We start from the raw sequence: 25,761 nt of genomic DNA, 5'->3' as shown, positions 1-25,761 counted from the left end.
GCGTCGGGCGACCGGAACGGCGCACTCGGCGTCAGGCCGGCTGCAGCTCCTCCTCGACCGCCGGCTCCGGCTGCCCGGCACCTGCCCGCTTCGCCGCCCGCCGCTCGCGGCGGGTCTCCAGCGAGGTGTAGAGCACCGGCACCAGCAGCAGGGTCAGCACCGTGGAGCTGATCAGCCCGCCGATCACGACCAGGGCCAGCGGCTGGGAGATGAACACCCCGCCGCCGGTGAGCCCGAACGCCATCGGGGTCAACGCCAGCACCGTGGCCGCCGCCGTCATCACGATCGGCCGCAGCCGCTGGCGGGACCCCTCGCTGACCGCCTCGGCCAGCGGGCGGCTGCGCTCGCGGTACTGGTTGACCAGGTCGATCAGCACGATCGCGTTCGTCACCACGATGCCGATCAGCATGAGGACGCCGATCAGCGCGGGCACGCCCAGCGGGGTGCCCGTGACCAGCAGCATCAGCAGCGCACCGGTCGCGGCGAACGGCACGGAGACGAGCAGGATGAACGGCTGGGCAAGGCTGCGGAAGGTCGCCACCATCACCAGGTAGACGATCACCACCGCGATCACCAGCGCCAGGCCCAGGTCGGCGAAGGCCTCGCCCTGATCGGCGGCGACACCGCCGATCGACACCTCGGCACCGGCCGGCAGCTCCAGGTCGTCGATCGCCGCCTGCAGCGCGGTGGTCAGCGCGCCGAGGTCGGCGTCGGCCGGGGTCGCTGACACGGTCGCGCTGCGCTCGCCGTCGACCCGGGTGATCGAGCTCGGTGCCTGGGCCTCCTCGACGGTCGCCAGCTGGGTCAGCGGCACCAGGCCCCCGGCCGTCGGCAGCACGACCGCGCGGAGCTGCTCGACCGTCTCCGGGGCCTGCCCCGGGTCCAGGTAGACCGGCGTGGTCGCGTCGTCGACGTCGATTTCCCCCAGCGGGACGGCGTTGGTCAGCCCGGCCAGGGTGCGGGTCACCTGCGCCTGGGTCAGCCCGACCTGGGCCGCCGCTACCGGGTCGACGTCGACCCGTACGACCGGCAGCCCGGCCGACAGGTCGTTGGTCACGTCGGTGGCCCCGGGGACCTCCGCCACGGCCTGCTGCACCTGGTCGGCGGCGTCGGCCAGCACGTCGGCGTCGGCCGCCTGGACCAGCACGTCCACCGTGGAGCTGCCGAACCCGGACCCGGCCGCCGCCACCGTCACGTCACCGACGTCGGCGAGGTCCCCGGCGACCGTCCGGATCTCCGCACGGGTCTCCTCGGGGTCGCCGTCCTCGGCCAGGGTCAGCGAGAACGTCGCCGTGGGTGTGCCGCCGCCCCCGTTGAACGCGGCGAACCCGCCGGCCGAGCCCACCGTGGTCTGCACGGTCTCCACCCCGGCCAGCTCACCCAGCGCCTCCTCCAGCACGCGGGCCCGCTCGTCCTGCGCGGCCAGGCTGGTGCCGGCCGGGTAGGCGGCGGTCACGGTGACGGTGTCCTCGCCGGCGTCGCCGATGAAGTTGGTCTGCAGCAGCGGGGTGAGCGCCAGGGTGCCGACGAAGACGGCCAGCGCACCGGCGACGGTCCAGCGGCGGTGCGCCAGCACGCCGCGCAGCGCCGGGACGTACAACCGCTGCAACCAGGTACGCCGTTCCGCCGCCTCGGCCGCCTCCCGCTCCCGGGCCAGCTCGGCGGTCTCCTCGCGGTCGGTCTCCGGCGCCTTGAGGAACGCCGAGGCGATGACCGGGACGATGGTCAGCGAGACGACCAGGGAGGCGAGGAGGGCGATCGCGACGGTGAGCGCGAACGGCCGGAAGAGCTCACCGACCAGGCCCCCCACCAGCGCGATCGGCAGGAAGACCGCGGCGGTGGCGATGGTCGAGGAGGTGATCGCCCCGGCCACCTCGCGGACCCCGCCGAGGATCGCCCTGGTGCGCCCCTCGCCGTAGGACAGGTGCCGCTTGATGTTCTCGATGACCACGATCGAGTCGTCGACCACGCGGCCGATCGAGACGGTCAGCGCGCCCAGGGTGAGGATGTTCAACGAGAAGCCGGCCACCTGCAGGCCGATGAAGGTGACGCACAGGGACACCGGGATCGAGATCGCCGAGATCAGCGTGGAGCGCACGGAGCCCAGGAAGACCAGGATCACGACGAGGGCGAACAGCAGCCCCAGCCCGCCCTCGGTGGCCAGGCCCTCGATCGACTCCTCGATGAACGGCGCCTGGTCGAACACCACGGCGACCGTGCTGCCCGCACCCAGCAGATCCCGCACCTGCGGCAGCAGGTCGGCCACGGAGTTCGAGATGTCGACGGTGTTGCCGTCCGGGGTCTGGGTGAGCCCGACGGAGAGCGCGGGCTGGCCGTCGACCCGCGAGTAGGACGTCGCCGGCGCCTCGCCCAGCTCGACCGTGGCGACCTCGCCCAGCGGGACGACGGCACCGTCGGCGCCGGTCAGCGGGACGGCGCGGAGCTCCTCGACCGAGGTGAGCCGGTCACCGGCCTGCACCGAGAGGGTCTGCTGCCCCTCGGTCACCGTGCCGGCGGGCAGCACCACGCCGTTCTCCTCCAGCACGGTGGTGACCGCGGCGGCCGGGATCCCGGCCGCCGCGAGCGCGGCCGGGTCCAGCGTGACCTGCACCCGGGGCTCGCTGGCCCCGGTGACCGTCACGTCGCGGACCCCCTCCACCTGCTCGAACAGCGGGACGACGGCTGCCTCGATGCGGTCGGACAGGGCGGCGGCGTCGCCCGGCGCGGCGATCGCCAGCTGCACGACGGGGAGGTCGGCCAGTGACCCGGCGAGCACCTGCGGCTCGACGTCGGCGGGGAGCTGGGCCTGCACCCGGCTGACCGCGGTCTGCAGCGCGGCGGTGGCGCGGTCGAGGTCGGACCCGTACTCCAGCTCGACGGTGACCGTGCCCAACCCGGTGCTGGCCGTGGAGGTCGTGGCGACCACGCCGTCCACGGTGCTGATCGCCTGCTCGAGTGGCAGCACGACCTGGCGCTCCACCACGTCGGGCGATGCGCCCGGCTGGGCGGCGACGACGGCGGCCGCCGGGATCTGCAGGCTGGGGATCAGCTCCTGCTTCAGCGAGCCGGCCGAGACCAGCCCGAACACGAGCACCGCGATGGTGGCCAGCGCCACCAGGGCTCGGTTGCGCAGGGACAGGACGGCGAGACGGGACACGCGTTCCTCCACGGCCGGGGCCGGTGTCGGGAGTGGACTTCCCGCTCAGCTTGCCCCGAGTAGTTAGCTTCGAGCAAACTACTCGTCCACGCCGGCGACCCCTCTGGAGGAGGCGACGATGACCACCGAGCCCCGCGTGCCCGACTCCGAGGACGTGCCCGACGACTGGCCCGAGGGCTGGCGCGACCTCCCCGCCGAGGTCCTGGCGGTGCTGTGCCTCGGCGCCCAGATCGGCGACTACAGCATGCGCCGCCGCCTCGGGCCGCTGCTGGACACCCCGCTCACCCTCCAGCAGCTGCGCGGGCTGACCTTCCTGGTGATCGAGGAGTCGATGACCCCGCAGCACCTCAGCGAGCTGCTGGAGGTGAGCCCGGCCACCATCACCGGCCTGGTCGACCGGCTGGTCCGCGCCGGCATGGTCGACCGGACCCCGGACAGCCGGGACGGCCGGGGCCGGGTGCTCACCCCCACCCGGGCCGGGGTCCGGGTGGTGCGGCGGCTGATGGCCTCGGACGTGGAGACCGACGCAGCCGTGCTGCAGGCCCTGGACCCGGCCGAGCTCGCCGCCCTGCACGGGGGTCTCTCCGGCGTCCTGCGGGCCCTGCGCGAGCAGGACGACGAGAGCTGATCGCCCGCGCGGCGGTCAGGCGGTGGGGCGCTCCAGCAGGGCGGTCATCTCCGGCAGGTCGAAGAACTGCGCCGTCGCCCGGGCACTGGGCTGTCCGTGGTCCGGGTCGGCGCCGGCGGCCAGCAGGAGGCGCACCGTCTCGGCCGACTGCTTGAAGACGGCGGCGGCCAGCGCCGTCTGCCCCCGGTCGTTCACCCGGGTGTGGTCCGCCCCGCGCTCCAGCAGTGCGGCGACCGTCGACGCCCGGCCCTGGTAGGCGGAGAGGATGAGCAGCGTGTCGCCCTTGTCGTTGGTGAGGTTGGCCGGCACCCCGGCGTCGAGGTAGGCCACCAGCTGCTCGGTGTCACCCTCCCGCGCCAGGTCGAAGACCTTCGCGGCGAGCGCGATGACGCCTGGGTCGATGGGCTGCTGAGGAGGCTGCGGCTCGGTCACGCCACCGAGCGTAGGAGCCCGGCGGCGTGACCCGGCCGGCCGTTCAGGAGCGGCTCACCCGATCGGTGAGGGCGAGCACGTGCCGCCAGGCGTCCTGACATGCCTCGGCCCACTCGTCGAAGGACCGGTCGAAGAAGGAGTGCGGCGCGCCCTCGTAGACGACCTCGTCGACGTCGGCCCCGGCCGCGCGCATCCGGGCGGCCAGCTGCCGCTGCTCCGCCACCGGGGTGGCGCTGTCGGCCCCGGCGATGATCATGACGACCGGCTTCCGGGCACCGTCCGCAGCCTCGCCCACCAGGCTCGGCCGGCCGTAGAAGCCCGCACTCCCGGCCAGGTCCAGGTCCCCGGCCGACTGCCGCCAGGCGTGGCTGCCCCCGAAGCAGAAGCCGACGGTGACCACCGGCAGCGTCGGGTCGGTGCGGCTGCGCAGGTACTCGATCCCGGCGGCGGTGTCCGCGTCCACACCGGCCGGCGTGGTCTGCGGGATGTGCGTCTGCCAGTCGAAGTCCTCCTCGCGGGTGCCGTTCTCGGCGATCCCCGCGGTGCGGCCGAACCAGTCCACGGCGACCGCCGCCAGCCCCGCCTCGGCGAACCGCTCGGCCAGGGCGACGTAGTACGGGTGCAGGCCGCGGATGTCGGGCAGCAGGACCACCCCGGCGCGCGGCGCGGTGGCCGGCGCGGCGTAGGCGGCGGAGAACCGGGTGCCGTCGGCGGCGGTCAGCGTGAGGGTGCCCCGCTCGGCGACCGCCCCGACGGTGGGCGGCGCAGGCGGGCGGCTGTCGTGGTCGTGGCACATGCCGACGTGTCTACCGCTGCCCCCGCCCCCGCGCAGCGGGAGCTCAGCCTTGGTCGTCCGTGGCCCCGCCGCCGGCGTCGCCGCCACCGCCGTCCCCGTTCCCGCCGTCGGCGGCACGGTCCGGTGCGCTCGGGTCGCCCCCGAAGACGCTCGCCGCGACGTCCCGGCGCACCTCGGTGACCCAGTCGTGCTGGCGGTTGGCCTGTCGGATCAGCCGGTCCAGCAGGTCCGCGTCGATCCGGCTGTCCACGGTGGCCGCGATCCGCAACGTCTCGAAGCCGCTCCGCTTGCCCCGCACCGCGGAGGCGAGGAACTCGAACTCGACCAGCTCACTGGACGGGGACCGGGTGAGCAGATGACCGTTCAGCTTGGCCCGGCTCGCCTTCTCCGCGATCCAGGTGGCCACCTGCTTGTACTGGCGCACCGGGAAGCCGAGCGCCTGCGCGACCCCGGTGATCGCGGCCTTCTCCTCACGGAGCTCGTCGAGGAGCTGGCGGAGGGGCTGCTCGCGCTCCGTCCCACGGTGCACCCCGATCATCCGGGACACCAGCTCGATGCCACCGGCGGCCGCAGCGAGGTGGTCGTTGACGTAGACGGCCAGCAGCTCTGGGTGGGACACGGAACCGGTCGGCGCCGGGGTCTGGTTCACGGGGTTCTCCTCGCAGGCAGGGCCGTTTCCGGCCTCCCCATCATGTCCGGTGACCACCCGTTCGACACCCGGGGCCCTGGTGAGGGCTCAGCGACGGTTCCGCCGGTTCCAGCTGGTCCACGAGTTGTCCCGGATGAAGGGGCTGACGACCTCGGCGTCCCGCCGGCCCTCCCGGACCTCGCGCCAGACGTCGGAGTGGTGCAGCGAGCGGGATCCGCGCCGGCGGGCCGAGTGGTCCATCCACCAGGCCACCCCGAGCAGGAGGGTCACCACGACGCCGACCGCCATCCAGAAGACCATGACCCATCCTGACCGACCGGACAGCTCCGCACCTCGATCGGCCGGATCTCATCTGTGAGATACCTTGGCCCGCGATGACGCTGACCGAGGAGACGACGACCCAGTCCCTGCGCCAGATCGGTGCGCTCGTCCGGGACGCCCGGCGACACCACGGACTCACGCAGCAGCAACTGGGCGAGCGCCTGGGCACCAGCCAGAGCGCGATCGCCCGGATCGAACAGGGCAACCAGAACCTCACGCTGGAGCTGCTGGGCCGGTTGTCGGCCGCGCTGGACAGCGAGCTGATCACCGTCGGCCGCAGCGGCCCCACGCACCTGCGGGTCAGCGGGGGCACTCCGCTGTCGGGCAGCGTCACGGTGAAGTCGTCGAAGAACGCAGCGGTGGCGCTGCTGTGCGCCGCGCTGCTCAACCGCGGCCGGACGACGTTGCGCAACGTCTCCCGCATCGTCGAGGTCGACCGGATCCTGGACGTGCTGACCTCGATCGGTGTCTCCGCCACCTGGGACGCCACCGGCCGGGACCTCACCCTCGTCGTCCCCGAGCAGCTCGACCTCTCCGCCATCGACGCCGACGCGGCCCGTCGCACCCGCAGCATCATCATGTTCCTGGGGCCGCTGCTGCACCGGGCCGAGGACTTCCGGCTCCCCTACGCCGGCGGCTGCGACCTGGGCACCCGGACCGTCGAGCCGCACATGATCGCGTTGCGCCCCTTCGGACTGGAGGTCGAGGCGCACGCCGGGGAGTACCGGGCGACCGTGGCCCCGCCGGTGGCCCGGGACCGGACGATCGTGCTGACCGAGCGCGGCGACACGGTGACGGAGAACGCGCTGCTGGCCGCCGCCCGGCACGACGGGACGACGACGATCCGCAACGCCAGCCCGAACTACATGGTCCAGGACCTCTGCCTGTACCTGGAGCTGCTCGGCGTGCGGATCGAGGGCTTCGGGACGACGACCCTGGTGGTGACCGGCAAGCCCGTGCTCGACGCCGACGTCGACTACCCGCTCTCGGAGGACCCGGTGGAGGCGATGAGCCTGCTGACCGCCGGGATCGTGACCAGCTCGGAGCTGACCGTGCGCCGGGCGCCGATCGAGTTCCTGGAGATCGAACTGGCGATCCTCGCCGAGATGGGGCTGCAGTTCGACCTGTCCCCGGAGTACCCGGCCGACAACGGGCGGACCCGGCTCGTCGACATCACCCTCCACCCCTCCCAGCTGCGGGCGCCCATCGACAAGGTGCACCCGATGCCCTTCCCGGGGCTCAACATCGACAACCTGCCCTTCTTCGCGGTGATCGCCGCGACCGCCACCGGCAGCACGTTGATCCACGACTGGGTGTACGACAACCGGGCGATCCACCTCTCCGACCTGACCCGGCTGGGCGCCGACGTGCGCCTCCTCGACCCGCACCGAGTGCTGGTGGAGGGGCCGACGCGCTGGTCGGCGGCGGAGATCGTCTGCCCGCCCGCGCTGCGCCCGGCGGTCTGCATCCTGCTGGCGATGCTGGCGGCCAAGGGCGACTCGGTGCTGCGGAACGTGGACATCATCGCCCGCGGCTACGAGCAGCTCTACGAGCGGCTGGTCGAGATGGGCGCCCGGATCGAGGTCTTCCACGACTGACCCCCTCCACCGAGATGGCCATCTCGGTGGGAGAGGTCAGGTGCGGAGGAGGACGGCGACGCCGACGCAGCCGAGGGCCCAGAGGCCGCTGGCCAGGGTGCCGATGATGAACCGCTCGGACGCGACCGGGGCCTTCAGCTCGTTGAACCGGCCCAGCCCCTTCACCGCGATCAGCACGGCGAGCCCCTCGGCGAACCCGGCCAGCACGGTGACGGCGATGGCGGTGCGCTCGAGCACGCCGATCCAGGCGCCGCCCCGCAGCACCTCCGGGTCCGAGGCGCGACGCCGCCCGGGCACCCGGTCGGGGTCGGCCGCCCGGAGCACGGCGGTGGCCACCGGCCCCCCGCCCAACGCGGCCGAGGCGACCGCCAGCAGCACCCCGCCGATCGCCGCCCCGTCGCCGACCCGACCCGCCCGCCAGGCGAGCGCGGCCGCGGCGCCCAGCAGCAGCACCAGCAGCAGCCCGCCGAACCGGCTGCCCCGCCGGTCGGTCTGCGGGGTCAGTGCGCCTCCGGCCACGGCCAGGACGCCGAGGCACACGAGTGCAGCGATGCCCATGCCACCGCCCACTGCGCTCATCCCGCCGCCCGGGCCAGCAGACGTGCCGCCGTCGGGTGCAGGTCCCGCTCGACGTCCCACAGGCCGGCGCCCAGCCGCTGCCCCACCGCCTGCCGGGTCACCCCCAGCTCGGTGGCCGCCTGGGCCTGGGTGCGTCCGGCCTCGACCAGCTCGATCGCCTCCCATGCCTGGTCGCTGCGCCGCTCGACCAGCACGGCGAGCGCGCTCAGCACCGCCTGCGCATCAGCAGCCGACTCGGGCGCCGCCCCCCGCACGGCGAGCCGCACGGGGCGACGCTTGGCCGCCTCCACGGCGGCCCGGGCGGCGACGAACGCCGGACCGGCCCCCGCCCGGGTGCTGCCCGGCAGCGGCGTGTGCACCGGGCCCGCCCCGATCCCGAGGCTCCACCCCCCGTCCCGCACCAACCGGCGGACGACGTCGACCACCACCGCCGGGTCGTCGAGCAGGCCCTGGAACTCGTCACCGGCGGTGCGCTCGAAGCGGAGCACCGTGGGCACGTCAGCGAGTGCACTCAGCACCTCCGGCACCCGGTCCGGGGTGCGGCGACTGTCCCGCTGGTCGACCGTGAGCACGAAGGGCATGGAGCAAGTCCACCAGCTTGCTTGGCTAGAAGCAAGCTCCTGACCTTGTCGGCGCGGCGCGGCGGTCGACAGCGCCGGGTCAGGAACCGTCCGGAGCCGGCGGGAAGCCCCCGGTGGCCACCGGCCCCCACCGCTCGATGGTGACCCGCAGCAGCGCCTTGCCCTGGCGCTGCATCGCCGCCCGGTACTCGTCCCAGTCGGGGTGCTCACCGCTGATCGACCGGAAGTAGTCGACCAGCGGGTCGAGCGCCTCCGGCAGGTCGAGCACCTCGGCCTGGCCGTCGACCTGGACCCAGGGCCCGTCGAAGTCGTCGGAGAGCACGCAGAGCGAGACCCGGGGGTCGCGCCGGGCGTTGACCGCCTTGGCCCGCTGCGGGTAGGTGGAGACCACCACCCGCCCCTGGTCGTCGACGCCGCAGGTCACCGGGGACAGCTGCGGGCTCCCCTCGCTGCGACGGGTGAGCAGGAGGGCCTTGTGCCGGGGGCGCAGGAAGGCGAGCAGTTCGTCGCGGTCCACCCGGTCGGCGGTGGCGGTCTTCGGCATGCCGGGAACCTACGACGTACCTCCGACGGTCCGCGCCCCGACGCCGGCCCGCCTCCGCACAGGATCACGTCGAGCCGTTCGGTGGGACCCCGCCGAGTGTGCTGGGATCAGGCCATGCCCGATGAACGCCGCCCAGCCCCCGGCGCCGAGACCCCCGACGACGAGCACGGCGGGGGGACCGGCGCGAGCCGGGCCACCACCGAGAGCGAGCACGGGGCGAGCCCCGAGACCGACGAGAACGAGGTCGGCACCACGCGGGCGCCGATCCCCGGACCCGAGCGCGCCCGGCGCCTGCAGGCCGCGAGCCGCCGGGTGGCGATCGTCTCGGGCGAGCTGATCCTCATCGTCGTCGCCCTGCTCATCATCGGGCGGGTCATCGGTGAGCTGTGGGTCGTCCTGCTCCCCGTCGTCCTCGGGCTGCTGTTCACCACCGTGCTGTGGCCGGCCACCCGCTTCCTGCGCAACCACTCCTGGCCGCCGGCGCTGGCCTCGCTGACGGTCCTGCTGGTCTTCCTGGCCCTGTTCGGCGGGATCATCGCGGTCATCGCGCCGCAGGTGGTCGGCCAGGTCGAGGAGGTCGCCGACGGCGTGACCGAGGGTCTGGAACAGGTGCAGGACTACCTGGCCGGGCCGCCGTTCAACATCGACGCCCAGCAGGTCGAGAACGCCACCGACTCCATCGTCGACTCGGTGCAGAGCAACGCCCAGAACATCGCCGGGTACGCCGTCACGACCGCGACCACGATCGGCGGCCTGCTGATCAACCTCGTGCTGGCGCTGCTGCTGACCTTCTTCTACCTCAAGGACGGCCCGAGGTGGGTGCCGTGGCTGGCCGCCCAGACCGGCCCGCAGGCTGCACCGCACGTCGCCGCCCTGTCGCTGAAGACCTGGCGCACCCTGTCGGAGTTCATCCGCCAGCAGGCCCTCGTCGGCTTCTTCGACGCGCTGTTCATCGGCATCGGGCTGCTCGTCCTGGGCGTGCCGCTGGTGCTGCCGCTGGCCGTGCTCACCTTCTTCGGCGCGTTCATCCCGATCATCGGTGCCTTCGTCGCAGGGGGCTTCGCCGTCCTCATCGCCCTGGTCGACAGTGGCCTGACCACCGCGCTGATCGTGCTGGGCCTGATCATCGTGGTGCAGCAGATCGAGGGCAACATCCTCCAGCCGATCCTGCAGGGCCGTGGGCTCAACCTGCACGCTGCCGTGGTGGTCCTGGCGGTCACCGCCGGGGCCAGCCTGGCCGGGATCATCGGGGCGTTCCTGGCGGTGCCGGTCGCCGCGCTGATCGCGGTCGCCTACCGCTACGGCCGTGACGTGCTCGACGGCAACAACCCCGAGGTCGACGACGACGGCACCCGGGGGCAGCTGACCCACGACTCGTCCGGGACCCATCTGGTGCGCGAGCCGGCCGACTCGGCCGCTGACAGCTGACCGCGCATCCCCGGCGGGGGGACGATGGGAATGCACCGGCCGCTCGCGGGGCTGGTGACCACGTGCAGCCCGACCAGCCCTCAGGAGGACGCCCCGTGCCGCAGCGACCGGAGGACCTCGTCGAGGTCCTCCCCGAGGCCGAGCCCTTCCTCGCCCGCGAGGCGGCCGTGTCCGCGCCCGAGCAGCGCACGGGTCTGGTGCTCGTCCACGACCTGGCCGGCGAGTTCGACGCCGCGCACGCGGGGGCGCTCACCGGAGCCCACCTGCTCGATGCGCTCCCCAACCGGCTCATCGCCCGCTTCGACGTCGATGCGCTGGTCGACTACCGCGGCCACCGGCCGCGGATGACGTTCTCCGGCGACCGGTACGTGTCGATCTCCTCCCCCGAGATCGGGCTGTACGCCCTGGAGGACGACGGCGGGACGCCGTTCCTGCTGCTGCACGGCGCCGAGCCCGACTTCGCCTGGGAGCGGTTCGTCGCCGCCGTGCTGCAGCTGGTCGACCGGCTGGGCGTGACCTCCGCGATCGCGCTGCACGCCATCCCGATGCCGGTGCCGCACACCCGCCCGGTGACCGTGACCGCGCACGCGACGCGGCGGCAGCTCATCGAGTCCTATCCCTTGTACTGGGGAGAGATGCGGATCCCCGGGAGCGTCGGCGCACTCCTGGAGCTGCGGCTCGGGGAGGCCGGCGTCGACGCCCTGGGCATCGCCGCGCACGTCCCGCACTACCTGACCCAGGCCACCTACCCGGCGGCCTCGCTCACCCTGCTGGAGCACCTGACGCGGCTCACCGGCCTGCACGTGCCGGTCGAGACGCTGCGCGAGGCGGCCGAGGCGCACCGCACCGAGGTCGACGAGCAGATCGCCCGCTCCAGCGAGAACACCGCGGTGGTCAACGCCCTGGAGGAGCAGTTCGACTCCTTCGCCGCCTCCCGCGAGGAGACCGGCCTGCTCGGGTTCAGTGGCGAGATGCCCACCGGCGACGAGCTCGGCGCGCAGATCGAGCGGTTCCTCGCCGAGCAGGACGGCGACCGCCCCACCGAGTGACGCCCCGACTCAGCCGGCGAACAGGCGGGCGACCACCAGCGCCTGCGGGTCGACCGGCGTCGCGGTGGCGGCCGAGCGCAACCAGGCGGCCAGCGGACCGGCCACCGCCGGGGACAGGGTGACGATCCACTCCGCCGTCCGGGTCCGGGCCTCGGCGACGTGCTCGGTGCTGCCGTCCGCCGAGCGGGCGACCACCTCCGGCCGGGAGGCCAGCAACCCGCCGACCGTCCAGCTGCCCCCGGTGGTCCGCGCCGCCAGCTCCTCGAGCCGGCCGGCTGCGGCCCGCAGCAGCCCGGCGTCCGGGTCGTCCATGGACTCGGTCTCCGCCCCCTGAGGTCGGTCGGTCACCGGTACGTGCCCGCGCTCACGCCGGGAGCTTCGCCACCGTCAGCAGGACGACGGAGTCCTCGAGCGCCTCCAGGGCGTGCCGATCGGCCGGGACGGCGAGCAGCTCGCCCTTCCCGAGCTCCTGGGGAGCGGCGGCGGAGGTCAGCCGGACCCGCCCCTCCAGCACCAGCAGGGTCGCCTCGCCGGGGTTCTCGTGCTCGGCGAGCCCCGCGCCCCCGCGCAACGCGATCACGGTCTGCCGCAGGGTCGCCTCGTGGCCGCCGTGGACCGTGTGCGCCGCCCGCCCACTGTGCGCGTCGGCCGCCGCGGCGGCCAGGTCACGGGTCATCCCCCACACGTCCTGTCGTTCGCCGTTCATGCGCGTCCTCTCCACGGTCCGGGACCTCGGGCGGCCGGTACGACCCGCGCCCGGCGCGAGGACTGGGCCCGGCACCGCCCCGGACCATGCCCGCTGCCTGCCGGTCGTGGCAACCCGTTGGGTCGGCGCCGGACCGCACAGCGGATCCCGACCGCAGCCGCCACCGTCGCTGATGACCAAAGACCTGCTGCGGAACCGGGCGACCCCCACCAGACTCGGGGTGCCTCCGCGCACCGGCACCCGGTGGCGGGAAGAGCACGACCCCGACGCAAGGAGCTCATGTTGCTGTCCGATCGATCACGTCCGGTCATCGAGGCGACCCTGCCGGTCGTCGCCGAGAACATCGAGGAGATCGCCCGGCGCTTCTACGCGCACCTGTTCGGCGCCCACCCCGAGCTGCTCGACGGGACGTTCAACCGCGGCAACCAGGCCGAGGGCACCCAGCAGGTCGCCCTGGCCGGCTCGGTCGCCGTCTTCGCCAGCGCGCTCGTCCAGGACCCGGAGCAGGTGCCCGAGCACCTGCTGGCCCGGATCGCACACAAGCACGCCTCGCTGGGCATCACCCCGGCGCAGTACGACGTCGTCCACGACAACCTGTTCTGGGCGATCGTCGACGTGCTCGGTGAGGCCGTCACCCCGGAGGTGGCCGCAGCCTGGGACGAGGTCTACTGGCTGATGGCCTACGCGCTGATCAACATGGAGCGCGGCCTCTGCAGCTCCCGCGGGGTGCGGCCGGAGACGGTGTGGCGCGAGTGGGAGGTCGCCGAGAAGACCGCGGAGACCGCCGACGTCGTCACCTTCCGGGTCAAGCGGATCGACGACCGGCTGGTGAAGACCTCCCTGCCCGGCCAGTACGTATCGGTGAAGATGCTCATGCCCGACGGCGTCCACCAGCCCCGGCAGTACAGCCTGACCCGGGCCGACGACGGCGAGCACCGCCAGTTCTCGGTCAAGCGGGTGCGCGGCGGCGACAAGCCCGACGGTGAGGTCTCGAACCTGCTGTGCGACCAGGTCCAGGTCGGCGACGTGCTCACGATGTCGCTGCCGTTCGGGGACGTCGTCCTCGACGACTCCGGCCGCCCGGTCGTCTTCGCCAGCGCCGGCATCGGGATCACCCCGATGGCCGGGATGATCTCGCACCTGACCGCGGCCGGTTCGCGGCTGCCGATCACCCTGCTGCACGCCGACGTCGACGAGGGCTCCTTCGCCCTGCGCGAGCAGATCAGCGCTGACGTGCAACAGCTGCCCAACGCCTCGCTGCACGTCTGGTACGAGCAGGGTGCGGAGAGCTCGCTGCCCGTCGCCGGCGTGCACGCCGGGATGATGGACGTCGGGGCGATCGACCTGCCCGAGGGGGCGGCGTACTACCTGTGCGGTCCGCTGCCGTTCATGCGCGCCGTGCGCAGCGCGCTCATCGACCGCGGCGTGCCGGGCCGGGACATCCAGTACGAGGTGTTCGGCCCCGACCTGTGGCAGGCCGACCTGGCCGCCGAGCCGACGCCGGACGCCACCGCCCACCCGGTCGCCGCGCAGGCCTGACCGACCCTGCACAGCACTGCGGGCCGCGTCCGGGAACTCCCGGACGCGGCCCGCAGGTCGTGCGGTGGGGCCTCAGCCCCGGAGGGTCACTTCTCCAGGACGACGTGCTCGTTGGGCACGCAGTGCGTCATCGTCAGGCCCGAGACGTCCCGCGGGCCGTTCTTGCCCAGGTTGGCCGCACGCTGCAGCTCCGCCTCGGTCAGCGTCTGGGTCTGCAGCGGCTGCATGCCCCGGACGTCGTCCGCGCTGATGCCCAGGCCCTCGCCGACCCGCTGGCCCAGCTCGTCCTCGACCATGAAGAGGTGCCACATCATCCGCTCCTGGATCGGCCGGTCGCACTGCGACAGGTTGGCGATCAGGTTGGCGACGAGGTCGTCCTTCTCCCACTGCTCGGACAGCAGGTAGCGCTGGCCGGCCTGGGTGTAGTCGTCGGTGCGCTCGATCCGCTTGCGGGTGAGCCGGCCGGTGATCTCCGGGCCCTGCTCGTCGTGCGCGGGGTACTCGGCCTCACGCAGGCCGCCCAGGATCGACGGCTCGTAGTTGACGTGCGGGTTCTGGCCGGGGCCCAGGTCCACGCCGTAGGCCATCGCCCCGTCGCGCTGGTTGGTGGCGACCTTCGCGCCCTTGGGCTGGTTCACCGGCAGCTGCAGGTAGTTCGGGCCCACCCGGTAGCGCTGGGTGTCGGAGTAGGAGAACGTCCGGCCGACCAGCATCTTGTCGTCGGAGAAGTCCAGCCCGTCGACGAGCACACCGGTGCCGAAGGCGATCTGCTCGCTCTCGGTGAAGAAGTCCTGCGGCGTGCGGTTCAGCGTCATGGTGCCGACCTTGCGCAGCGGGAACTCGTTCTCCGGCCACACCTTGGTGTCGTCCAGCGGGTCGAAGTCCAGCTCCGGGTGGTCGTGGTCGTCCATCAGCTGGACGTGCAGGTCCCAGGACGGGAACTCGCCGCGCTCGATGGCCTCGTAGAGGTCCTTCGTGTGCACGCCGAGCTCCTTGCCCTGCGCGACCGCGGCGTCGGCCTCGGTCCAGGACTTGACGCCCTGCTTGGGCAGCCAGTGGTACTTGACCAGCTTCGTCTCACCGGCGGCGTTGACCCACTTGTAAGTGTTCACGCCGAAGCCCTGCATGGTGCGGTAGCTCGCCGGCAGGCCGCGGGGGCTCAGGACCAGCGTCATCATGTGCAGCGCCTCGGGCGACTGCGACCAGAAGTCGAAGACCCGGTTGGCGACCTGGCGCTCGAAGGTGACCGGGTCGGGCTTCTGCGAGTGGATGAAGTCGGGGAACTTGATGGCGTCCCGGATGAAGAAGACACCCAAGTTGTTGCCGACGAGGTCCCAGTTGCCGTCCTCGGTGTAGAACTTCACCGCGAAGCCGCGCGGGTCACGTGCCGCCTCCGAGGAGTCCCGGCCACCGGCGACGGTGGAGAAGCGCAGCGCGACCTCGGTCTCCTTGCCCTTCTCCTGGAAGAGCTTGGCGCGGGTGTACGTGCTGATCGGCTCGTCGCCGACGGTGCCGTCGGCCACGAAGACGCCGAAGGCGGTGGCGCCACGGGCGTGCACGACACGCTCCGGGATGCGCTCCCGGTCGAAGTGGCTGATCTTCTCCAGGAACTGGTAGTTCTCCAGCGTGGCCGGGCCACGCGAGCCCACCGTGCGCTGGTTCTGGTTGTCGTAGACCGGGTGTCCCTGACGGTTGGTCAGGACGGCCCGGTCGGCCTCGCTGGCCGCGGGGCCCTGCGATGCGACGTCGGTCATGCGATCACTCCTTCTCCGATGGCACTGCTCGTTCCGTACCCGTGCGTTCCGCGCGACACCTGACAGCTCGCGCAGAGTCCCCAGAAGACGACCTCGGCCTCGTCCACGGCGAAACCCGCCGCGTCCGAGGGCGCCAGGCAGGGCGCCTGGCCCACGACGCAGTCGACGTCGGCGATCAGCCCACACCCCCGGCAGACCAGGTGGTGGTGGTTGTCGCCGACCCGCAGCTCGTACAGCGCCGGGCCACCGGCCGGCTCGATGCGGCGGGCGAGCCCGCTGCCGACGAGCGCCTTGAGCACCCCGTAGACCGCCTGCGGCGAGATCGAGGGGTGGACGGTGCGCGCGGCGGTGGCGATGGTGTCGGCGTCGACGTGCGGGTGCTCGGCGAGCACCCCGAGCACGGACAGCCGCGGCCGCGTGACACGCAGCCCCGCCGTCCGCAGCTGCTCTTCCCAGGTCGTCTCCATCAGCAACCAGTCAACGCCCTTCTCTTGATTGAGTCAAGAGAAGGACCCCGTGCCCCCCACCACTCGGAGGCTGGCGGCGGGGCCCTGCACGGGGCCGGCCGGGATCATGCGAAGACGATGGTGCGGTCCCCTTCGACGACGACGCGGTCCTCGACGTGCCAGGTGACCGCCTGGGCCAGCACCTGGCGCTCGACGTAGCGACCGATCCGGCGCATGTCCTCGACCGTGGCGCGGTGGTCGACCCGGGCCACCTCCTGCTCGATGATCGGGCCCGCGTCCAGCTCCGCGGTCACGTAGTGCGCGGTCGCCCCGATCAGCTTCACGCCGCGGTCGTGAGCGGCCCGGTACGGGTTCGCGCCGACGAAGGCCGGCAGGAAGCTGTGGTGGATGTTGATCAGCCGCTCCGGGAAGCGACTGCAGAAGTCGGCCGAGACGATCTGCATGTAGCGGGCCAGCACGACGAGGTCGACGTCCCCGATCAGCTCCAGGGCGCGGGCCTCGGCAGCGTCCTTGGTGTCGGGGGTGACCGGCACGTGGTGGAACGGCACCCCGTGAGCCCGGGCCACCGGCTCCAGGTCGGGGTGGTTGGAGACGACGGCGGCGATCTCGGCCCGCAGGTCACCCGAGCCGACCCGGTAGAGCAGCTCCTGCAGCACGTGGTCCGCCTTGGAGACGAAGACCGCCAGCCGCGGCGTGTGCGCGGCCTCGGTCAGCCGCCAGGTGAACTGCCACTCCCCCGCCAGGCCGGCGAGGGCCGCCTCCAGCTCGGTGCGGCGGGTCGCCAGGTCGGTGAGGACGAACTCCAGCCGCAGGGTGAAGGTGCCGCCGAGCGGGTCCGAGGAGTGCTGCTGGGACTCGGTGATGTTGGCGCCGACCTCGGCCATCAGCCCGGAGAGCACCGCGACGATGCCCGGCCGGTCGGGGCAGCGGACGACCAGCCGCCCCAGGTCGGTCGTGTGGGGCTCTCGTGGCGCTGACATGCGCCCGATGATCTCAACAGCGACGGACCGCGCCGCTGGGTGGGTCGGTCAGGGCAGGACGGCGCGGGTGCGGTGGACGACGTCGAACAGGTCACCGTGCTCGGCGACCCGGTCCAGCACGTCGTCGGTGCGGAAGCGGACCGACTCGGGGTCGCCGCCCTCGCGCAGCGCGTCGACCTCGGCCCAGCGCAGCGGGGTGGAGACCGTGGCGAACGGCCGGGCCCGCAACGAGTAGGGCGCGACCGTCGTCTTCGCGGTGTTGTTCTGGCTCCAGTCGACGAGCACCTTGCCGGGCCGCAGCGCCTTCTCCATCCGCCAGACCACCTCCTCCGGCGTCTGCCGGGCGAGCTCCTGGGCCAGCGCCTTGGCGTACCGGCTGGGGTGCTCCTTGTCGGCGCACGTGATCGGGGCGTACACCTGCATCCCCTTGGACCCCGACGTCTTCACCACCGGGTCCAGCCCGTCGGCGACGAGCCGCGCGCGCAGCCGGTGCGCCACCTGCGCGCACTCGACCACCCCGGTGCCCGGGCCCGGGTCGAGGTCGAGCACCAGCAGGTCGGGCAGCTGCGCCGTCCCGGCGTCGTCGACCTGCCACTGCGGCACGTGCACCTCCAGCGCGGCGAGGTTGGCCGACCAGGCCAGGTCGGGGACGGCGGAGAGCAGGACCATGTCCAGCGTCTCCCGCCCCCGGGACGAGCCGGGCGAGGGCACCGTCACCGACCGCACCCACTCCGGGGCGTGCCGGGCGCTGTTCTTCTCGAAGAACGCCTTGCCCTCGACGCCGGACGGCCAGCGGGTGAAGGTGACCGGCCGGTGCGCCACGTGCGGGAGCAGCACCGGCGCGATCCGCACGTAGTAGTCGATCACCTGGGCCTTGGTGAACCCCACTTCGGGGAAGAGCACCTTCTCCAGGTTGGAGACCTCCAGCTGGCGGCCCTCGATCTGCACCCGCTGCCGGCTCATCCGGGTTCCACCACGACGTCGGCAGGGGCCAGGTCCTCGCGCAGCCCGCGCCAGGACGGGTGCCGCAGCCGGCCCTCCCGCGTCCACTCGGTGAAGGCGACCTCGCCGACCAGCACCGGCTCGACCCAGTGCGCATCCCGGGTCACCTCGCGCGGCAGCGGGTCTCCGAACGGCGCGGACGCCCGCGGGGTGAGCAGAGGCTCCAGGTCGGCCAGCGCTCTTGCGGTGAAGCCGGTGCCCACGTGCCCGGCGAAGACCAGCCGGCCCTCCTCGTCGTGCACCCCGAGCAGCAGGGAGCCGATGCCGCCGGCCCGCCGCCCGGCCCCGGGGCGCCAGCCGCCGACGACGACCGACTGGGTGCGCAGGTTCTTGACCTTGCGCCAGTCGGGTCCGCGGCCACCCGGCCGGTACCCGGATCCCAGCCGCTTGGCCACGATGCCCTCCAGGCCGTTCTCCCGGCTGGCCGCCTGTACCTGCTGCCCCACGCCCGCGGCGTCGCCACGGAACCAGGGGGTGGTCACCCAGCGGTCCGAGCCCAGCCCGAGCGCGTCCAGCCGCTCGCGGCGGGCGGTGTAGGGCAGCCCGAGCAGGCTCTCACCGTCCAGCGCCAGCAGGTCGAAGACGAGGTAGCTGACCGGGGCGGCCGCGGCCAGCCGGGCCACCTCAGGTCCGGTGCGGTGCATCCGGCCCTGGAGCAGCCCGAAGTCCGGCCGGCCCCGGGCGTCGAGCGCGACGACCTCGCCGTCGACCACCGCGTCGTGACCGACCAGGGCGTCCGGCAGCGGGCCGAGCTCGGGGTAGCTGGCGGTGACGTCGTTGCCGCTGCGGGCCCGCAGCCGGACCCGCCCGGAGCGCACGTGCGCCAGCGCCCGGACGCCGTCCCACTTGAACTCGTAGCCCCAGCGCAGGTCACCGGCCGCGGGGAGCTCCCCGATCGCGGCCAGCATCGGCGGCAGGTCCTCCGGCACCCCATCGGCGACCGGCCCGGCGACCACCGGGTCGGGATCGAGCTTGCGCAGCGCCCAGCTGCCGTCGGGCAGCCGGAACAGCACGTGCCGCCCGGTGAGCCGCTGCCCGTCGAACGCCACGGTGACGTGGTCGTCCTTCCACGTCTCGGTGGCGTAGCGGCCGGCGTCCCAGATGGTCGACACACCTGCGCCGTACTCGCCGGCGGCGATCGTGCCGGAGAAGGACGCGTACTCCAGCGGGTGGTCCTCCGTGGGGACGGCGAGCCGGTTCACCCCCGGCTCGGTCGGCGGGCCCTTCGGCACCGCCCAGCTCTTCAGCACGCCGCCGCGTTCCAGCCGCAGGTCCCAGTGCACCCGCTCGCCGGTGCGGCCGCGCGGCGTGCGGTGTTCGTGGACGACGAAGGTGTCGTCGTCCCCGATCGGCAAGGGCTGCCCGGCCGGCGGGACCGGCTCGGCGGTGCGGGTCGGGTCCCGCTTGGCCCGGTAGGACGCCAGCGGGTCGGCGGCGGCCACCGGGGGTCAGGCGGTCTTGCGGGGGCGGGAGGCGCGCTTGGCCGGCTTCGCCGGCTCGTCGCCGGCCGCTGCCTGCTCCGACGCCGGCCGCTTCGGCGCAGCCTTCTCGGGCGCCGCCTTGCGGGCCGGGGCCTTCTTCGCCGGCGCCTTCTCGCCCTCGGCCGCCTTCTTGGCCGGCGTCTTGCGCGCCGTCGTCGTCTTCGCCGGGGCGGCGTCGCTCTCGTCGTCCGACCCGTCGTCCGGACCGGCGGCGGGGGTGCTGCCGCCGGCGCGCTCGACGCTCCGCCGCAGCGCGCTCATCAGGTCGACCACCGCACCACCGCCCTCGTCGGCGGCGTCGGGCGCGGGCTGGACCTCACCGCCGGACTGCTTGGCCTCCAGCAGGGCGGTCATCGCCTCGCGGTAGTCGTCGGTGAACTGGGTGGCGTCGAAGTCCCCGGCCATCGTGGAGATCAGCGACTCCGCCATGGCCAGCTCCTGCGGCCGGACCGGCACCTCCTCGTCGAGGAAGCTGAACGCAGGCCGGCGGATCTCGTCGGGCCAGCGCATGGTGTGCAGCACCAGCACGCCCTCCCGGACCCGCAGGGCGGCCAGCGACTCCCGCTGCCGGATGGCGATCTTGGTGATCGCCACCTGGCCGGCGTTCTCCAGCGCGGTGCGCAGCAGCACGTAGGGGCGGGTCGCGACGCCGTCGGGCTCCAGGTAGTACGTCTTCTCGAAGTGGATCGGGTCGATCTGCTCCTGGTCGACGAACTGGAGCACCTCGATCTCGTGCGTGGTGCCCAGCGGGAGCTGGTCGAAGTCCTCGTCCGTCAGCACGACCAGCTGGCCGTCGGGCAGCTCGTAGCCCTTGGCGATGTCGCCGTACTCGAGCTCCTCGCCGTCGACCGAGCAGACCCGGCGGTACTTGACCCGGCCGCCGTCGGCCTTGTGCACCTGGTGGAACCGGATGTCGTGGTCCTCGGTGGCCGAGTACAGCTTCACCGCGATGCTGACCAGACCGAAGGAGACCGCGCCGCGCCAGATCGACCGCATGACCGCCTCCTGTCCGCGGGGTCCGGTGACGCCCGCCGTCTCGACAAGATCACAGGATAGGTGCCCAGATGCCGGCGCGGCAGCCCGAGACGGTCACGGAGCGCAGCGCCTCACCCGGTCGGGGAACACGGACCCGGCGGCACGCCACGGACCGCCGGCACCCGGCGGCCACGCAGCGTGACGCCCGACCCGTGGTCAGACCTCCTGGCCGGTGAGGCTCCCCGCGTCCTCGTCGCCACCGGGTCGCAGCCCGCCGTTCTGGATGGCGTCGTAGACGAACTGGAGGACGTCGGAGCCGGCCACCATCGTCATGGTCAGCGCGGCCAGCCGGGTGGCCCGAGGTGCGGTCACGTAGCCGAGCACGAACCCCGTGCCGACCCACTGGGCCATGCAGAACGGGCAGGTCAGCAGCTCCCCCACGGCGTGCTTGACGCCGCCGTGCTCGCGCACCTCCTCGGCGACCTCGGCCTCACCCGACGTCCCCTGGTAGCTGACGAACGGGGCGCGCACCGGGGCGGTGACCGGGTCCTTGGCGATCCGCCGGGCCAGCCGGAAGGTGCCGATGGTCAGCAGGACGGCGTCCCCCAGCGGTATCCGGCTGGGGAGCTCGCGCCCCGACACCCGGATCGCCGTGGCCGCCGCGCCCACCAGGCCCATGTAGACGCTCATCGCCCCCAGGTCCGCGGCCAGCGGCCGGGCCTCTCCCTGCGTGTACTCCTCCTGCTGGGTGCGGGCCCAGCGGCGGACCGGCCGCCCGATCCGCTGGACCTCGTCTGTGATCGCCATGCCGCGCCGGTACCCGCGACCCTCGGTGCCATGCGGCGGCGGGAGCGGGATCACGCATGCCCGGCAGGGCCTCGGGTAGGGGCCGACCACGACGCCGGTCACCCGACCGGCTCCCCCGTCCCCCGGACGGACGAGCGCGCCCGCCCCTGTGGCGCGCAGAACGGAGGCACTCCCATGACCGACCCGGACCGCGCCGCCCGCGACTCCGCACTCAACGACGCCGAGTTCCCCGACGACGAGCGTGGGCTCACCGGCACGACGGACGGCCCCCGCGGCGACGTCGGCCCCGAGGGTCAGACCGCCCGCGACGTCTTCCCCGAGGACAACGGCATCCCCGAGGTCTCCCAGGACGACAGCCCGACCATGGCCCGCGCCGAGGACCCGGAGTTCGCGCCCGAGCCCGGCGACCGCGCCCACCAGGCCGTCGACTACGGGACGACGGCGCGGGAGCAGTCCGAGGGCGAGCCGCTCAGCGGCCGGCTGGAGCGGGAGATCCCGGAGGACGCGCCCGACGTGCGCCCCGCCGAGGACCCCGACCGGGCCTTCGCCCAGCTCGACCAGGACGAGGACACCGATCGACTCAGCGACTCGGGCACCAACCGCACCGGCGACGACGTCGAGGCGTTCGCCGACGCGCCCGTCGGCGGGGAGGGCGCCGAGGAGCGCGCCGTCCACGTCGTCGAGGGCACCTGAGCCCTGCCGTTGCCCGACGGACGGGCCGGGCGTGGCCGGCCCGTCGAGCGGTTGAGCACTGGATTGGTGCCGCGATCATGACGCCGCTAGGTTGGGCGCCACGGTTGAGCAGCCAGCCGTGGCCTGCCCGAGGACTCCTCGGGAGGTGTTCACGAACCTCGGTGTCCCGGACCGCGTCTGGTCCGGACGGTGTACCGCAGTACATTGTCCGGGCATCCGCGTGCCCGCCAGGCACCGCCGCTGAGAGGAGCTGCAGTCCGTGACCTCATCCGACTCACCCGCCGAGGGCTCGCGCGACGTGTCAGCCCCTGCTGACTCGAACGACGCACCCTTCGACGACGTGATCACGCTGTCGACGTCCACCGACGACGACGGCACGGTCACCGTGACGGTCGTCGGCGAGGTCGACACCTTCACCGCCCCCGTCCTCCGGGCGTCCCTGGACACCCAGCTCGAGCAGCAGCCGACCGCGCTGGTCATCGACCTGTGCGGTGTCCAGTTCCTCGGCTCGGCCGGCCTGGCCGTGCTCGTGGAGACCCAGAAGTCGGCGCGCTCCCGCGACGTCGGCCTGCGGCTGGTGGCCAACACCCGCGCCGTGACCCGGCCGCTCGAGGTCACCGGCCTCATCGATCTGTTCACGATCGCCGAGAAGGCCTGAGGAAAGGCCTCTCTCCAGGGGCCGCACACACCGCGACGACGGCGCTCCACCTCCGGGTGGGGCGCCGTCGCCGTGTCGGGGGATCGACCGTCGGGGTCTAGACGCTGAGCAGTTGGCAGACCGCGGACTCGATGGTCCGCTGCGCCGTGCGGTCGTCGGGCGCCTGCGCGGCCTCGCTGAGGGCGTCGGCGACCGTCTCGCCGTGCTCGTACCGATCGACCACCCGGGGGTCGACATAGCTGGTCTTGCAGACCGTCGGGGTGTTGCCCAACTGCTCGGAGACCTTGACGTAGGCCTCCCGCACCGCCCGCTTGCGCGCCGTCCGGCTGCTCGGCGTGGGGCTCTCGGCCAGCGTCGCGGCCATCATCACCGTCGCCGTCCAGGTGCGGAAGTCCTTGGCGGTGATCTCCGCCCCGCTGACCTCCTTCAGGAAGGCGTTGACCTCGTCGCTGGTCACGTCGTGCCAGCTCCCGTCGGCCAGCCGGTAGCCGAGGAGCTCCTCGCCCTCCTCGGCCGGCCGCTCCAGCAGCTGCCGGACGACGGTCGCGGTCGGCCGGTCGAGCAGCTCGACCTCCCGGTCGATGCCCCCCTTGGCGGTGTAGTGGAAGAAGACCCGCTCCCCGCGCACCTCGACGTGCTCGCGGCGCAGCGTGGCGAGCCCGTAGGTGCCGTTGTCCTCGGCGTACTGCTCGCTGCCCACCCGGAAGGCGCCGAGGTCCAGGAGCCGGACGGCGCACGCCAGCACCCGCTCACGGTTGAGCCCGCGGGTGCGCAGCGCGGACGCCACCTCGTCCCGGACGTCGGGCAGCTGGTGGGAGATCTCCAGCACCCGCTGGTGCTTGGCGGCGTCCCGCTTGACCCGCCACTCGTCGTGGTAGCGGTACTGGCGCCGCCCGGCGGCGTCGGTGCCGACGGCCTGGATGTGGCCGTTGGGCCACGGGCAGATCCAGACGTCCTTCCAGGCCGGGGGGATCGCCAGCGCCCGCAACCGGTCCAGCCGGTCGTCCTTGATCGGGACCCCGGCCTCGTCGAGGTAGGAGAAGCCCTTGCCGGCGCGACGCCGGGTCCAGCCCGGGGCGTGCACGTCACTGCGCCGCAGTCTCACGACCGGGGGATGCGCACGACCGGGTCGACCCAAACACGGGCGGTCGCCACGCTTCCCGGCCGGGCGGTCGCCGTGCACCATGACCCCCGACGGGACGTTTGACGGGACGCCCCAGCGGGCAACGCAGCCAGGCGGTCGGTCTACCGTCGAGGGAGCCGGGTCAGGCCTGGCACCCGTCGCCGAGCGACCGTTCGTCGCTCGCGCTCCGAGCTGGAGCCGCGGGGGCGGGTGCGCGAAGACGGACAGCCGCGCTCCCGTCCGGGGGCGCGGAGGACGACGAAGGAGCGAACGACGCATGGTCGACACGACGGGCGCCGCCACCGGCGAGCGGCGCACCGAGCGGCTGGAGCTGCGGGTCCCCACCTCGCCCACCCAGCTGCCTGCGGTGCGGGCGATGACCGGTGACCTGGCGATGCGGATGGACTTCGACCTCGATGCGGTCGAGGACCTCCGCCTGGCCGTCGACGAGGCCTGCGCGACGCTGTCCTCCGTCGCTCTGGGCGGCGCACCGCTGACGGTCGTGTTCGAGGCCGCGCGCGACGGCCTGCGGATCGACGCCTGGGTGCCGACGGCGCCCGGTGTCGACGTGCCGCGGGACGGCTTCGGCTGGGCGGTCCTGCACACCCTGGTCGACACGGTCGAGGCCGGGCCCAGCAACCAGTCCGTCGTGCCGGCCGGCAACGGCCAGGCCACACCGGTCGCCTGCATCAGCCTGGTCAAGAAGCTGCGGCGCTACAGCACGATCGACGCCCTTTCCGAGCAGTCCGACCCCGACGTGTCGGTCGCACGGTGACCCGGTCGGCTGCTCCGGACTCCCCGGCTGCCGACGACGCCGTCCTCGGCCCGGGTGAGCCCACCGGGTCCCCGACCCCGGCCGCCGCGACCCTTGCGGGCGCCGGCGCTGCCCCGGAGACCCAGATGACGACGGAACCCACGGAAACGCCCCCCACGGAGCCCGCCGCCGCGGATCCCTCCGCCGAGACCCCAGCGGCGACCCCGGAACCGCCCGCCGACCCGGTGCCGATGTCGGACAACCGGAAGCGGGCCGAACGGACCGCGCCCCTGTTCGCCGAGCTGGCCACCCTGGACAAGGGCGACCCGCGCCGGGAGCGGCTGCGGGAGATCCTGGTCGAGGAGCACCTGCCGCTGGTCCGGCACTTCGCGCGCCGGTTCAGCAACCGCGGCGAGCCCTTCGACGACCTGCTCCAGGTGGGCACCCTCGGCCTGATCGCGGCGATCGACCGGTTCGACCCGAGCCGCGGGGTGGAGTTCCTCTCCTTCGCCGTGCCGACCATCACCGGTGAGATCAAGCGGCACTTCCGCGACCAGGGCTGGTCGGTGCGGGTGCCGCGGCGACTGCAGGAGCTGCACCTCTCGCTCAACGCGGCGGTCAGCGAGCTGTCCCAGAAGAACGGCCACGCACCGACGCCGTCCGAGCTCGCCGAGCACCTCGGCATCCCCCGGGCGGAGGTCCTCGAGGGCCTCGCGGTGGCCAACGCCTACCGCAGCAGCTCGCTGGACGAGCGCCTCTCCGGCGAGGAGGACTCCCCCACCCTGGCGGCGACGCTGGGCGAGGAGGACGCCGCCCTGGAGGGCGTGGAGTACCGCGAGTCGCTGCAGCCGCTGCTGGCCACCATTCCGCCGCGGGAGCGCCGGATCCTGATCCTGCGGTTCTTCGGCAACATGACCCAGTCGCAGATCGCCGCGGACATCGGCATCTCCCAGATGCACGTGTCCCGGCTGCTCAGCCAGACCCTGGCCAAGCTCCGCGAGGGCCTGCTCAAGGACTGAGGAAGGACCCCCTTGCCCCCCACCGCTCGCAGGCTCGCGGC

General features: G+C 73.3%; 27 protein-coding genes. 9 read left to right on the top strand and 18 right to left on the bottom strand.

Features of this window, described 5'->3' with window-relative positions; genetic code table 11:
* Positions 1 to 31: 31 nt before the first annotated feature.
* Positions 32 to 3,157: an efflux RND transporter permease subunit gene (locus O2W18_RS09155; protein WP_269187224.1), complete on the bottom strand. Its 3,126-nt coding sequence runs from the start codon at positions 3,155 to 3,157 to the stop codon at positions 32 to 34.
* A 118-nt stretch (positions 3,158 to 3,275) separates the two neighbouring features.
* On the opposite strand from O2W18_RS09155, the gene O2W18_RS09150 reads away from it, so the two are divergent.
* Positions 3,276 to 3,785, top strand: coding sequence for a MarR family winged helix-turn-helix transcriptional regulator (locus O2W18_RS09150; protein WP_269187223.1), 510 nt, complete (start codon positions 3,276 to 3,278; stop codon positions 3,783 to 3,785).
* A 15-nt stretch (positions 3,786 to 3,800) separates the two neighbouring features.
* Here O2W18_RS09150 and O2W18_RS09145 read toward each other — a convergent pair whose 3' ends face one another.
* The 4 genes from O2W18_RS09145 to O2W18_RS09130 all read right to left on the bottom strand — a co-directional run bounded on the left by O2W18_RS09145 (position 3,801) and on the right by O2W18_RS09130 (position 5,962).
* Positions 3,801 to 4,217 carry an ankyrin repeat domain-containing protein gene (locus O2W18_RS09145; RefSeq protein WP_269187222.1) on the bottom strand — a complete coding sequence of 139 codons (417 nt, stop codon included), beginning with the start codon at positions 4,215 to 4,217 and terminating at the stop codon, positions 3,801 to 3,803.
* Between the two features lie 43 nt (positions 4,218 to 4,260).
* The gene (locus tag O2W18_RS09140; protein ID WP_269187221.1) at positions 4,261 to 5,013 is read right to left on the bottom strand and encodes a dienelactone hydrolase family protein; all 753 of its coding nucleotides are present in this window, start codon (positions 5,011 to 5,013) and stop codon (positions 4,261 to 4,263) included.
* A 43-nt stretch (positions 5,014 to 5,056) separates the two neighbouring features.
* Entirely contained in the window at positions 5,057 to 5,662 is a 606-nt protein-coding gene (locus tag O2W18_RS09135; protein ID WP_269187220.1) for a hypothetical protein, read from the bottom strand.
* A gap of 87 nt (positions 5,663 to 5,749) precedes the next feature.
* Positions 5,750 to 5,962: a hypothetical protein gene (locus tag O2W18_RS09130; protein ID WP_269187219.1), complete on the bottom strand. Its 213-nt coding sequence runs from the start codon at positions 5,960 to 5,962 to the stop codon at positions 5,750 to 5,752.
* Positions 5,963 to 6,036: 74 nt separating this feature from the next.
* Here O2W18_RS09130 and O2W18_RS09125 point away from each other — a divergent pair, with 74 nt between their 5' ends.
* Positions 6,037 to 7,581, top strand: a complete 1,545-nt coding sequence (locus O2W18_RS09125; protein WP_269187218.1) for a helix-turn-helix domain-containing protein — start codon at positions 6,037 to 6,039, stop codon at positions 7,579 to 7,581.
* Positions 7,582 to 7,617: 36 nt separating this feature from the next.
* Here O2W18_RS09125 and O2W18_RS09120 read toward each other — a convergent pair whose 3' ends face one another.
* From O2W18_RS09120 to O2W18_RS09110, 3 genes are all read right to left on the bottom strand, one after another.
* Complete coding sequence (locus tag O2W18_RS09120) at positions 7,618 to 8,160, bottom strand: hypothetical protein (RefSeq protein ID WP_269187217.1); 543 nt, start codon at positions 8,158 to 8,160, stop codon at positions 7,618 to 7,620.
* Positions 8,157 to 8,741 carry a hypothetical protein gene (locus tag O2W18_RS09115; protein ID WP_269187216.1) on the bottom strand — a complete coding sequence of 195 codons (585 nt, stop codon included), beginning with the start codon at positions 8,739 to 8,741 and terminating at the stop codon, positions 8,157 to 8,159. The genes O2W18_RS09120 and O2W18_RS09115 overlap by 4 nt, the downstream gene beginning before the upstream one ends.
* 79 nt (positions 8,742 to 8,820) lie before the next feature.
* Positions 8,821 to 9,285 (bottom strand): PPOX class F420-dependent oxidoreductase, encoded by a 465-nt coding sequence (locus O2W18_RS09110; protein ID WP_269187215.1) that lies wholly within the window; start codon positions 9,283 to 9,285, stop codon positions 8,821 to 8,823.
* 114 nt (positions 9,286 to 9,399) lie between these two features.
* On the opposite strand from O2W18_RS09110, the gene O2W18_RS09105 reads away from it, so the two are divergent.
* A complete protein-coding gene (locus O2W18_RS09105; RefSeq protein ID WP_269187214.1) occupies positions 9,400 to 10,713 on the top strand; it encodes an AI-2E family transporter in 1,314 nt (437 codons plus the stop codon).
* 95 nt (positions 10,714 to 10,808) lie between these two features.
* Complete coding sequence (locus O2W18_RS09100; RefSeq protein ID WP_269187213.1) at positions 10,809 to 11,762, top strand: proteasome assembly chaperone family protein; 954 nt, start codon at positions 10,809 to 10,811, stop codon at positions 11,760 to 11,762.
* 9 nt (positions 11,763 to 11,771) lie between these two features.
* Here the strand turns inward: O2W18_RS09100 and O2W18_RS09095 are convergent, their stop codons facing one another.
* Together O2W18_RS09095 and O2W18_RS09090 are read right to left on the bottom strand one after the other, a co-directional pair.
* On the bottom strand, positions 11,772 to 12,110 hold the full coding sequence (locus O2W18_RS09095) for a hypothetical protein (RefSeq protein ID WP_269187212.1): 339 nt from the start codon (positions 12,108 to 12,110) through the stop codon (positions 11,772 to 11,774).
* 16 nt (positions 12,111 to 12,126) lie between these two features.
* Positions 12,127 to 12,468: a cupin domain-containing protein gene (locus tag O2W18_RS09090; RefSeq protein ID WP_269187211.1), complete on the bottom strand. Its 342-nt coding sequence runs from the start codon at positions 12,466 to 12,468 to the stop codon at positions 12,127 to 12,129.
* A 279-nt stretch (positions 12,469 to 12,747) separates the two neighbouring features.
* Here O2W18_RS09090 and O2W18_RS09085 point away from each other — a divergent pair, with 279 nt between their 5' ends.
* Entirely contained in the window at positions 12,748 to 14,007 is a 1,260-nt protein-coding gene (locus tag O2W18_RS09085; RefSeq protein ID WP_269187210.1) for a globin domain-containing protein, read from the top strand.
* 86 nt (positions 14,008 to 14,093) lie between these two features.
* Here O2W18_RS09085 and O2W18_RS09080 read toward each other — a convergent pair whose 3' ends face one another.
* From O2W18_RS09080 to O2W18_RS09050, 7 genes are all read right to left on the bottom strand, one after another.
* On the bottom strand, positions 14,094 to 15,761 hold the full coding sequence (locus O2W18_RS09080; RefSeq protein WP_269187209.1) for a catalase: 1,668 nt from the start codon (positions 15,759 to 15,761) through the stop codon (positions 14,094 to 14,096).
* On the bottom strand, positions 15,758 to 16,228 hold the full coding sequence (locus O2W18_RS09075) for a Fur family transcriptional regulator (RefSeq protein ID WP_269187208.1): 471 nt from the start codon (positions 16,226 to 16,228) through the stop codon (positions 15,758 to 15,760). Before O2W18_RS09075 ends, O2W18_RS09080 begins: the two co-directional genes overlap by 4 nt.
* Positions 16,229 to 16,332: 104 nt before the next feature.
* Positions 16,333 to 17,208, bottom strand: coding sequence for a formyltetrahydrofolate deformylase (gene purU, locus O2W18_RS09070; protein WP_269187207.1), 876 nt, complete (start codon positions 17,206 to 17,208; stop codon positions 16,333 to 16,335).
* Between the two features lie 48 nt (positions 17,209 to 17,256).
* Positions 17,257 to 18,171 carry a non-homologous end-joining DNA ligase gene (ligD, locus tag O2W18_RS09065; protein ID WP_269187206.1) on the bottom strand — a complete coding sequence of 305 codons (915 nt, stop codon included), beginning with the start codon at positions 18,169 to 18,171 and terminating at the stop codon, positions 17,257 to 17,259.
* Positions 18,168 to 19,652, bottom strand: coding sequence for a non-homologous end-joining DNA ligase (gene ligD / locus O2W18_RS09060; protein WP_269187205.1), 1,485 nt, complete (start codon positions 19,650 to 19,652; stop codon positions 18,168 to 18,170). The genes ligD (O2W18_RS09065) and ligD (O2W18_RS09060) overlap by 4 nt, the downstream gene beginning before the upstream one ends.
* A 6-nt stretch (positions 19,653 to 19,658) precedes the next feature.
* Positions 19,659 to 20,687, bottom strand: coding sequence for a non-homologous end joining protein Ku (gene ku / locus O2W18_RS09055; RefSeq protein WP_269187204.1), 1,029 nt, complete (start codon positions 20,685 to 20,687; stop codon positions 19,659 to 19,661).
* A 195-nt stretch (positions 20,688 to 20,882) separates the two neighbouring features.
* A complete protein-coding gene (locus O2W18_RS09050) occupies positions 20,883 to 21,473 on the bottom strand; it encodes a DUF1360 domain-containing protein (protein ID WP_269187203.1) in 591 nt (196 codons plus the stop codon).
* 174 nt (positions 21,474 to 21,647) lie between these two features.
* Between O2W18_RS09050 and O2W18_RS09045 the strand changes: the two genes are divergently transcribed.
* Complete coding sequence (locus O2W18_RS09045; protein ID WP_269187202.1) at positions 21,648 to 22,166, top strand: hypothetical protein; 519 nt, start codon at positions 21,648 to 21,650, stop codon at positions 22,164 to 22,166.
* Between the two features lie 259 nt (positions 22,167 to 22,425).
* On the top strand, positions 22,426 to 22,824 hold the full coding sequence (locus O2W18_RS09040; RefSeq protein ID WP_269160889.1) for an STAS domain-containing protein: 399 nt from the start codon (positions 22,426 to 22,428) through the stop codon (positions 22,822 to 22,824).
* A 97-nt stretch (positions 22,825 to 22,921) separates the two neighbouring features.
* Here O2W18_RS09040 and O2W18_RS09035 read toward each other — a convergent pair whose 3' ends face one another.
* The gene (locus O2W18_RS09035; RefSeq protein ID WP_269187201.1) at positions 22,922 to 23,929 is read right to left on the bottom strand and encodes a DNA topoisomerase IB; all 1,008 of its coding nucleotides are present in this window, start codon (positions 23,927 to 23,929) and stop codon (positions 22,922 to 22,924) included.
* A 295-nt stretch (positions 23,930 to 24,224) separates the two neighbouring features.
* On the opposite strand from O2W18_RS09035, the gene O2W18_RS09030 reads away from it, so the two are divergent.
* Together O2W18_RS09030 and O2W18_RS09025 are read left to right on the top strand one after the other, a co-directional pair.
* Entirely contained in the window at positions 24,225 to 24,722 is a 498-nt protein-coding gene (locus tag O2W18_RS09030; protein ID WP_269187200.1) for an ATP-binding protein, read from the top strand.
* A 230-nt stretch (positions 24,723 to 24,952) separates the two neighbouring features.
* The gene (locus O2W18_RS09025) at positions 24,953 to 25,720 is read left to right on the top strand and encodes an RNA polymerase sigma factor SigF (RefSeq protein ID WP_036338840.1); all 768 of its coding nucleotides are present in this window, start codon (positions 24,953 to 24,955) and stop codon (positions 25,718 to 25,720) included.
* Positions 25,721 to 25,761: the final 41 nt, after the last annotated feature.

It is taken from the genome of Modestobacter sp. VKM Ac-2983 (assembly GCF_026967885.1).
Lineage (GTDB): Bacteria > Actinomycetota > Actinomycetes > Mycobacteriales > Geodermatophilaceae > Modestobacter.
This window is presented reverse-complemented; position numbering and strand designations above follow the sequence as displayed.

What these genes read in the sequence shown, in the direction of transcription:
- O2W18_RS09150 (WP_269187223.1), top strand. Translation starts at nt 3,276, where the DNA reads ATGACCACCGAGCCCCGCGTGCCCGACTCCGAGGACGTGCCCGACGAC.
- O2W18_RS09140 (WP_269187221.1), bottom strand. Translation starts at nt 5,013, where the DNA reads ATGTGCCACGACCACGACAGCCGCCCGCCTGCGCCGCCCACCGTCGGG.
- O2W18_RS09130 (WP_269187219.1), bottom strand. Translation starts at nt 5,962, where the DNA reads ATGGTCTTCTGGATGGCGGTCGGCGTCGTGGTGACCCTCCTGCTCGGG.
- O2W18_RS09125 (WP_269187218.1), top strand. Translation starts at nt 6,037, where the DNA reads ATGACGCTGACCGAGGAGACGACGACCCAGTCCCTGCGCCAGATCGGT.
- O2W18_RS09120 (WP_269187217.1), bottom strand. Translation starts at nt 8,160, where the DNA reads ATGAGCGCAGTGGGCGGTGGCATGGGCATCGCTGCACTCGTGTGCCTC.
- O2W18_RS09115 (WP_269187216.1), bottom strand. Translation starts at nt 8,741, where the DNA reads ATGCCCTTCGTGCTCACGGTCGACCAGCGGGACAGTCGCCGCACCCCG.
- O2W18_RS09110 (WP_269187215.1), bottom strand. Translation starts at nt 9,285, where the DNA reads ATGCCGAAGACCGCCACCGCCGACCGGGTGGACCGCGACGAACTGCTC.
- O2W18_RS09105 (WP_269187214.1), top strand. Translation starts at nt 9,400, where the DNA reads ATGCCCGATGAACGCCGCCCAGCCCCCGGCGCCGAGACCCCCGACGAC.
- O2W18_RS09090 (WP_269187211.1), bottom strand. Translation starts at nt 12,468, where the DNA reads ATGAACGGCGAACGACAGGACGTGTGGGGGATGACCCGTGACCTGGCC.
- O2W18_RS09085 (WP_269187210.1), top strand. Translation starts at nt 12,748, where the DNA reads ATGTTGCTGTCCGATCGATCACGTCCGGTCATCGAGGCGACCCTGCCG.
- O2W18_RS09080 (WP_269187209.1), bottom strand. Translation starts at nt 15,761, where the DNA reads ATGACCGACGTCGCATCGCAGGGCCCCGCGGCCAGCGAGGCCGACCGG.
- O2W18_RS09075 (WP_269187208.1), bottom strand. Translation starts at nt 16,228, where the DNA reads ATGGAGACGACCTGGGAAGAGCAGCTGCGGACGGCGGGGCTGCGTGTC.
- purU (WP_269187207.1), bottom strand. Translation starts at nt 17,208, where the DNA reads ATGTCAGCGCCACGAGAGCCCCACACGACCGACCTGGGGCGGCTGGTC.
- ligD (WP_269187206.1), bottom strand. Translation starts at nt 18,171, where the DNA reads ATGAGCCGGCAGCGGGTGCAGATCGAGGGCCGCCAGCTGGAGGTCTCC.
- ku (WP_269187204.1), bottom strand. Translation starts at nt 20,687, where the DNA reads ATGCGGTCGATCTGGCGCGGCGCGGTCTCCTTCGGTCTGGTCAGCATC.
- O2W18_RS09050 (WP_269187203.1), bottom strand. Translation starts at nt 21,473, where the DNA reads ATGGCGATCACAGACGAGGTCCAGCGGATCGGGCGGCCGGTCCGCCGC.
- O2W18_RS09045 (WP_269187202.1), top strand. Translation starts at nt 21,648, where the DNA reads ATGACCGACCCGGACCGCGCCGCCCGCGACTCCGCACTCAACGACGCC.
- O2W18_RS09030 (WP_269187200.1), top strand. Translation starts at nt 24,225, where the DNA reads ATGGTCGACACGACGGGCGCCGCCACCGGCGAGCGGCGCACCGAGCGG.
- O2W18_RS09025 (WP_036338840.1), top strand. Translation starts at nt 24,953, where the DNA reads ATGTCGGACAACCGGAAGCGGGCCGAACGGACCGCGCCCCTGTTCGCC.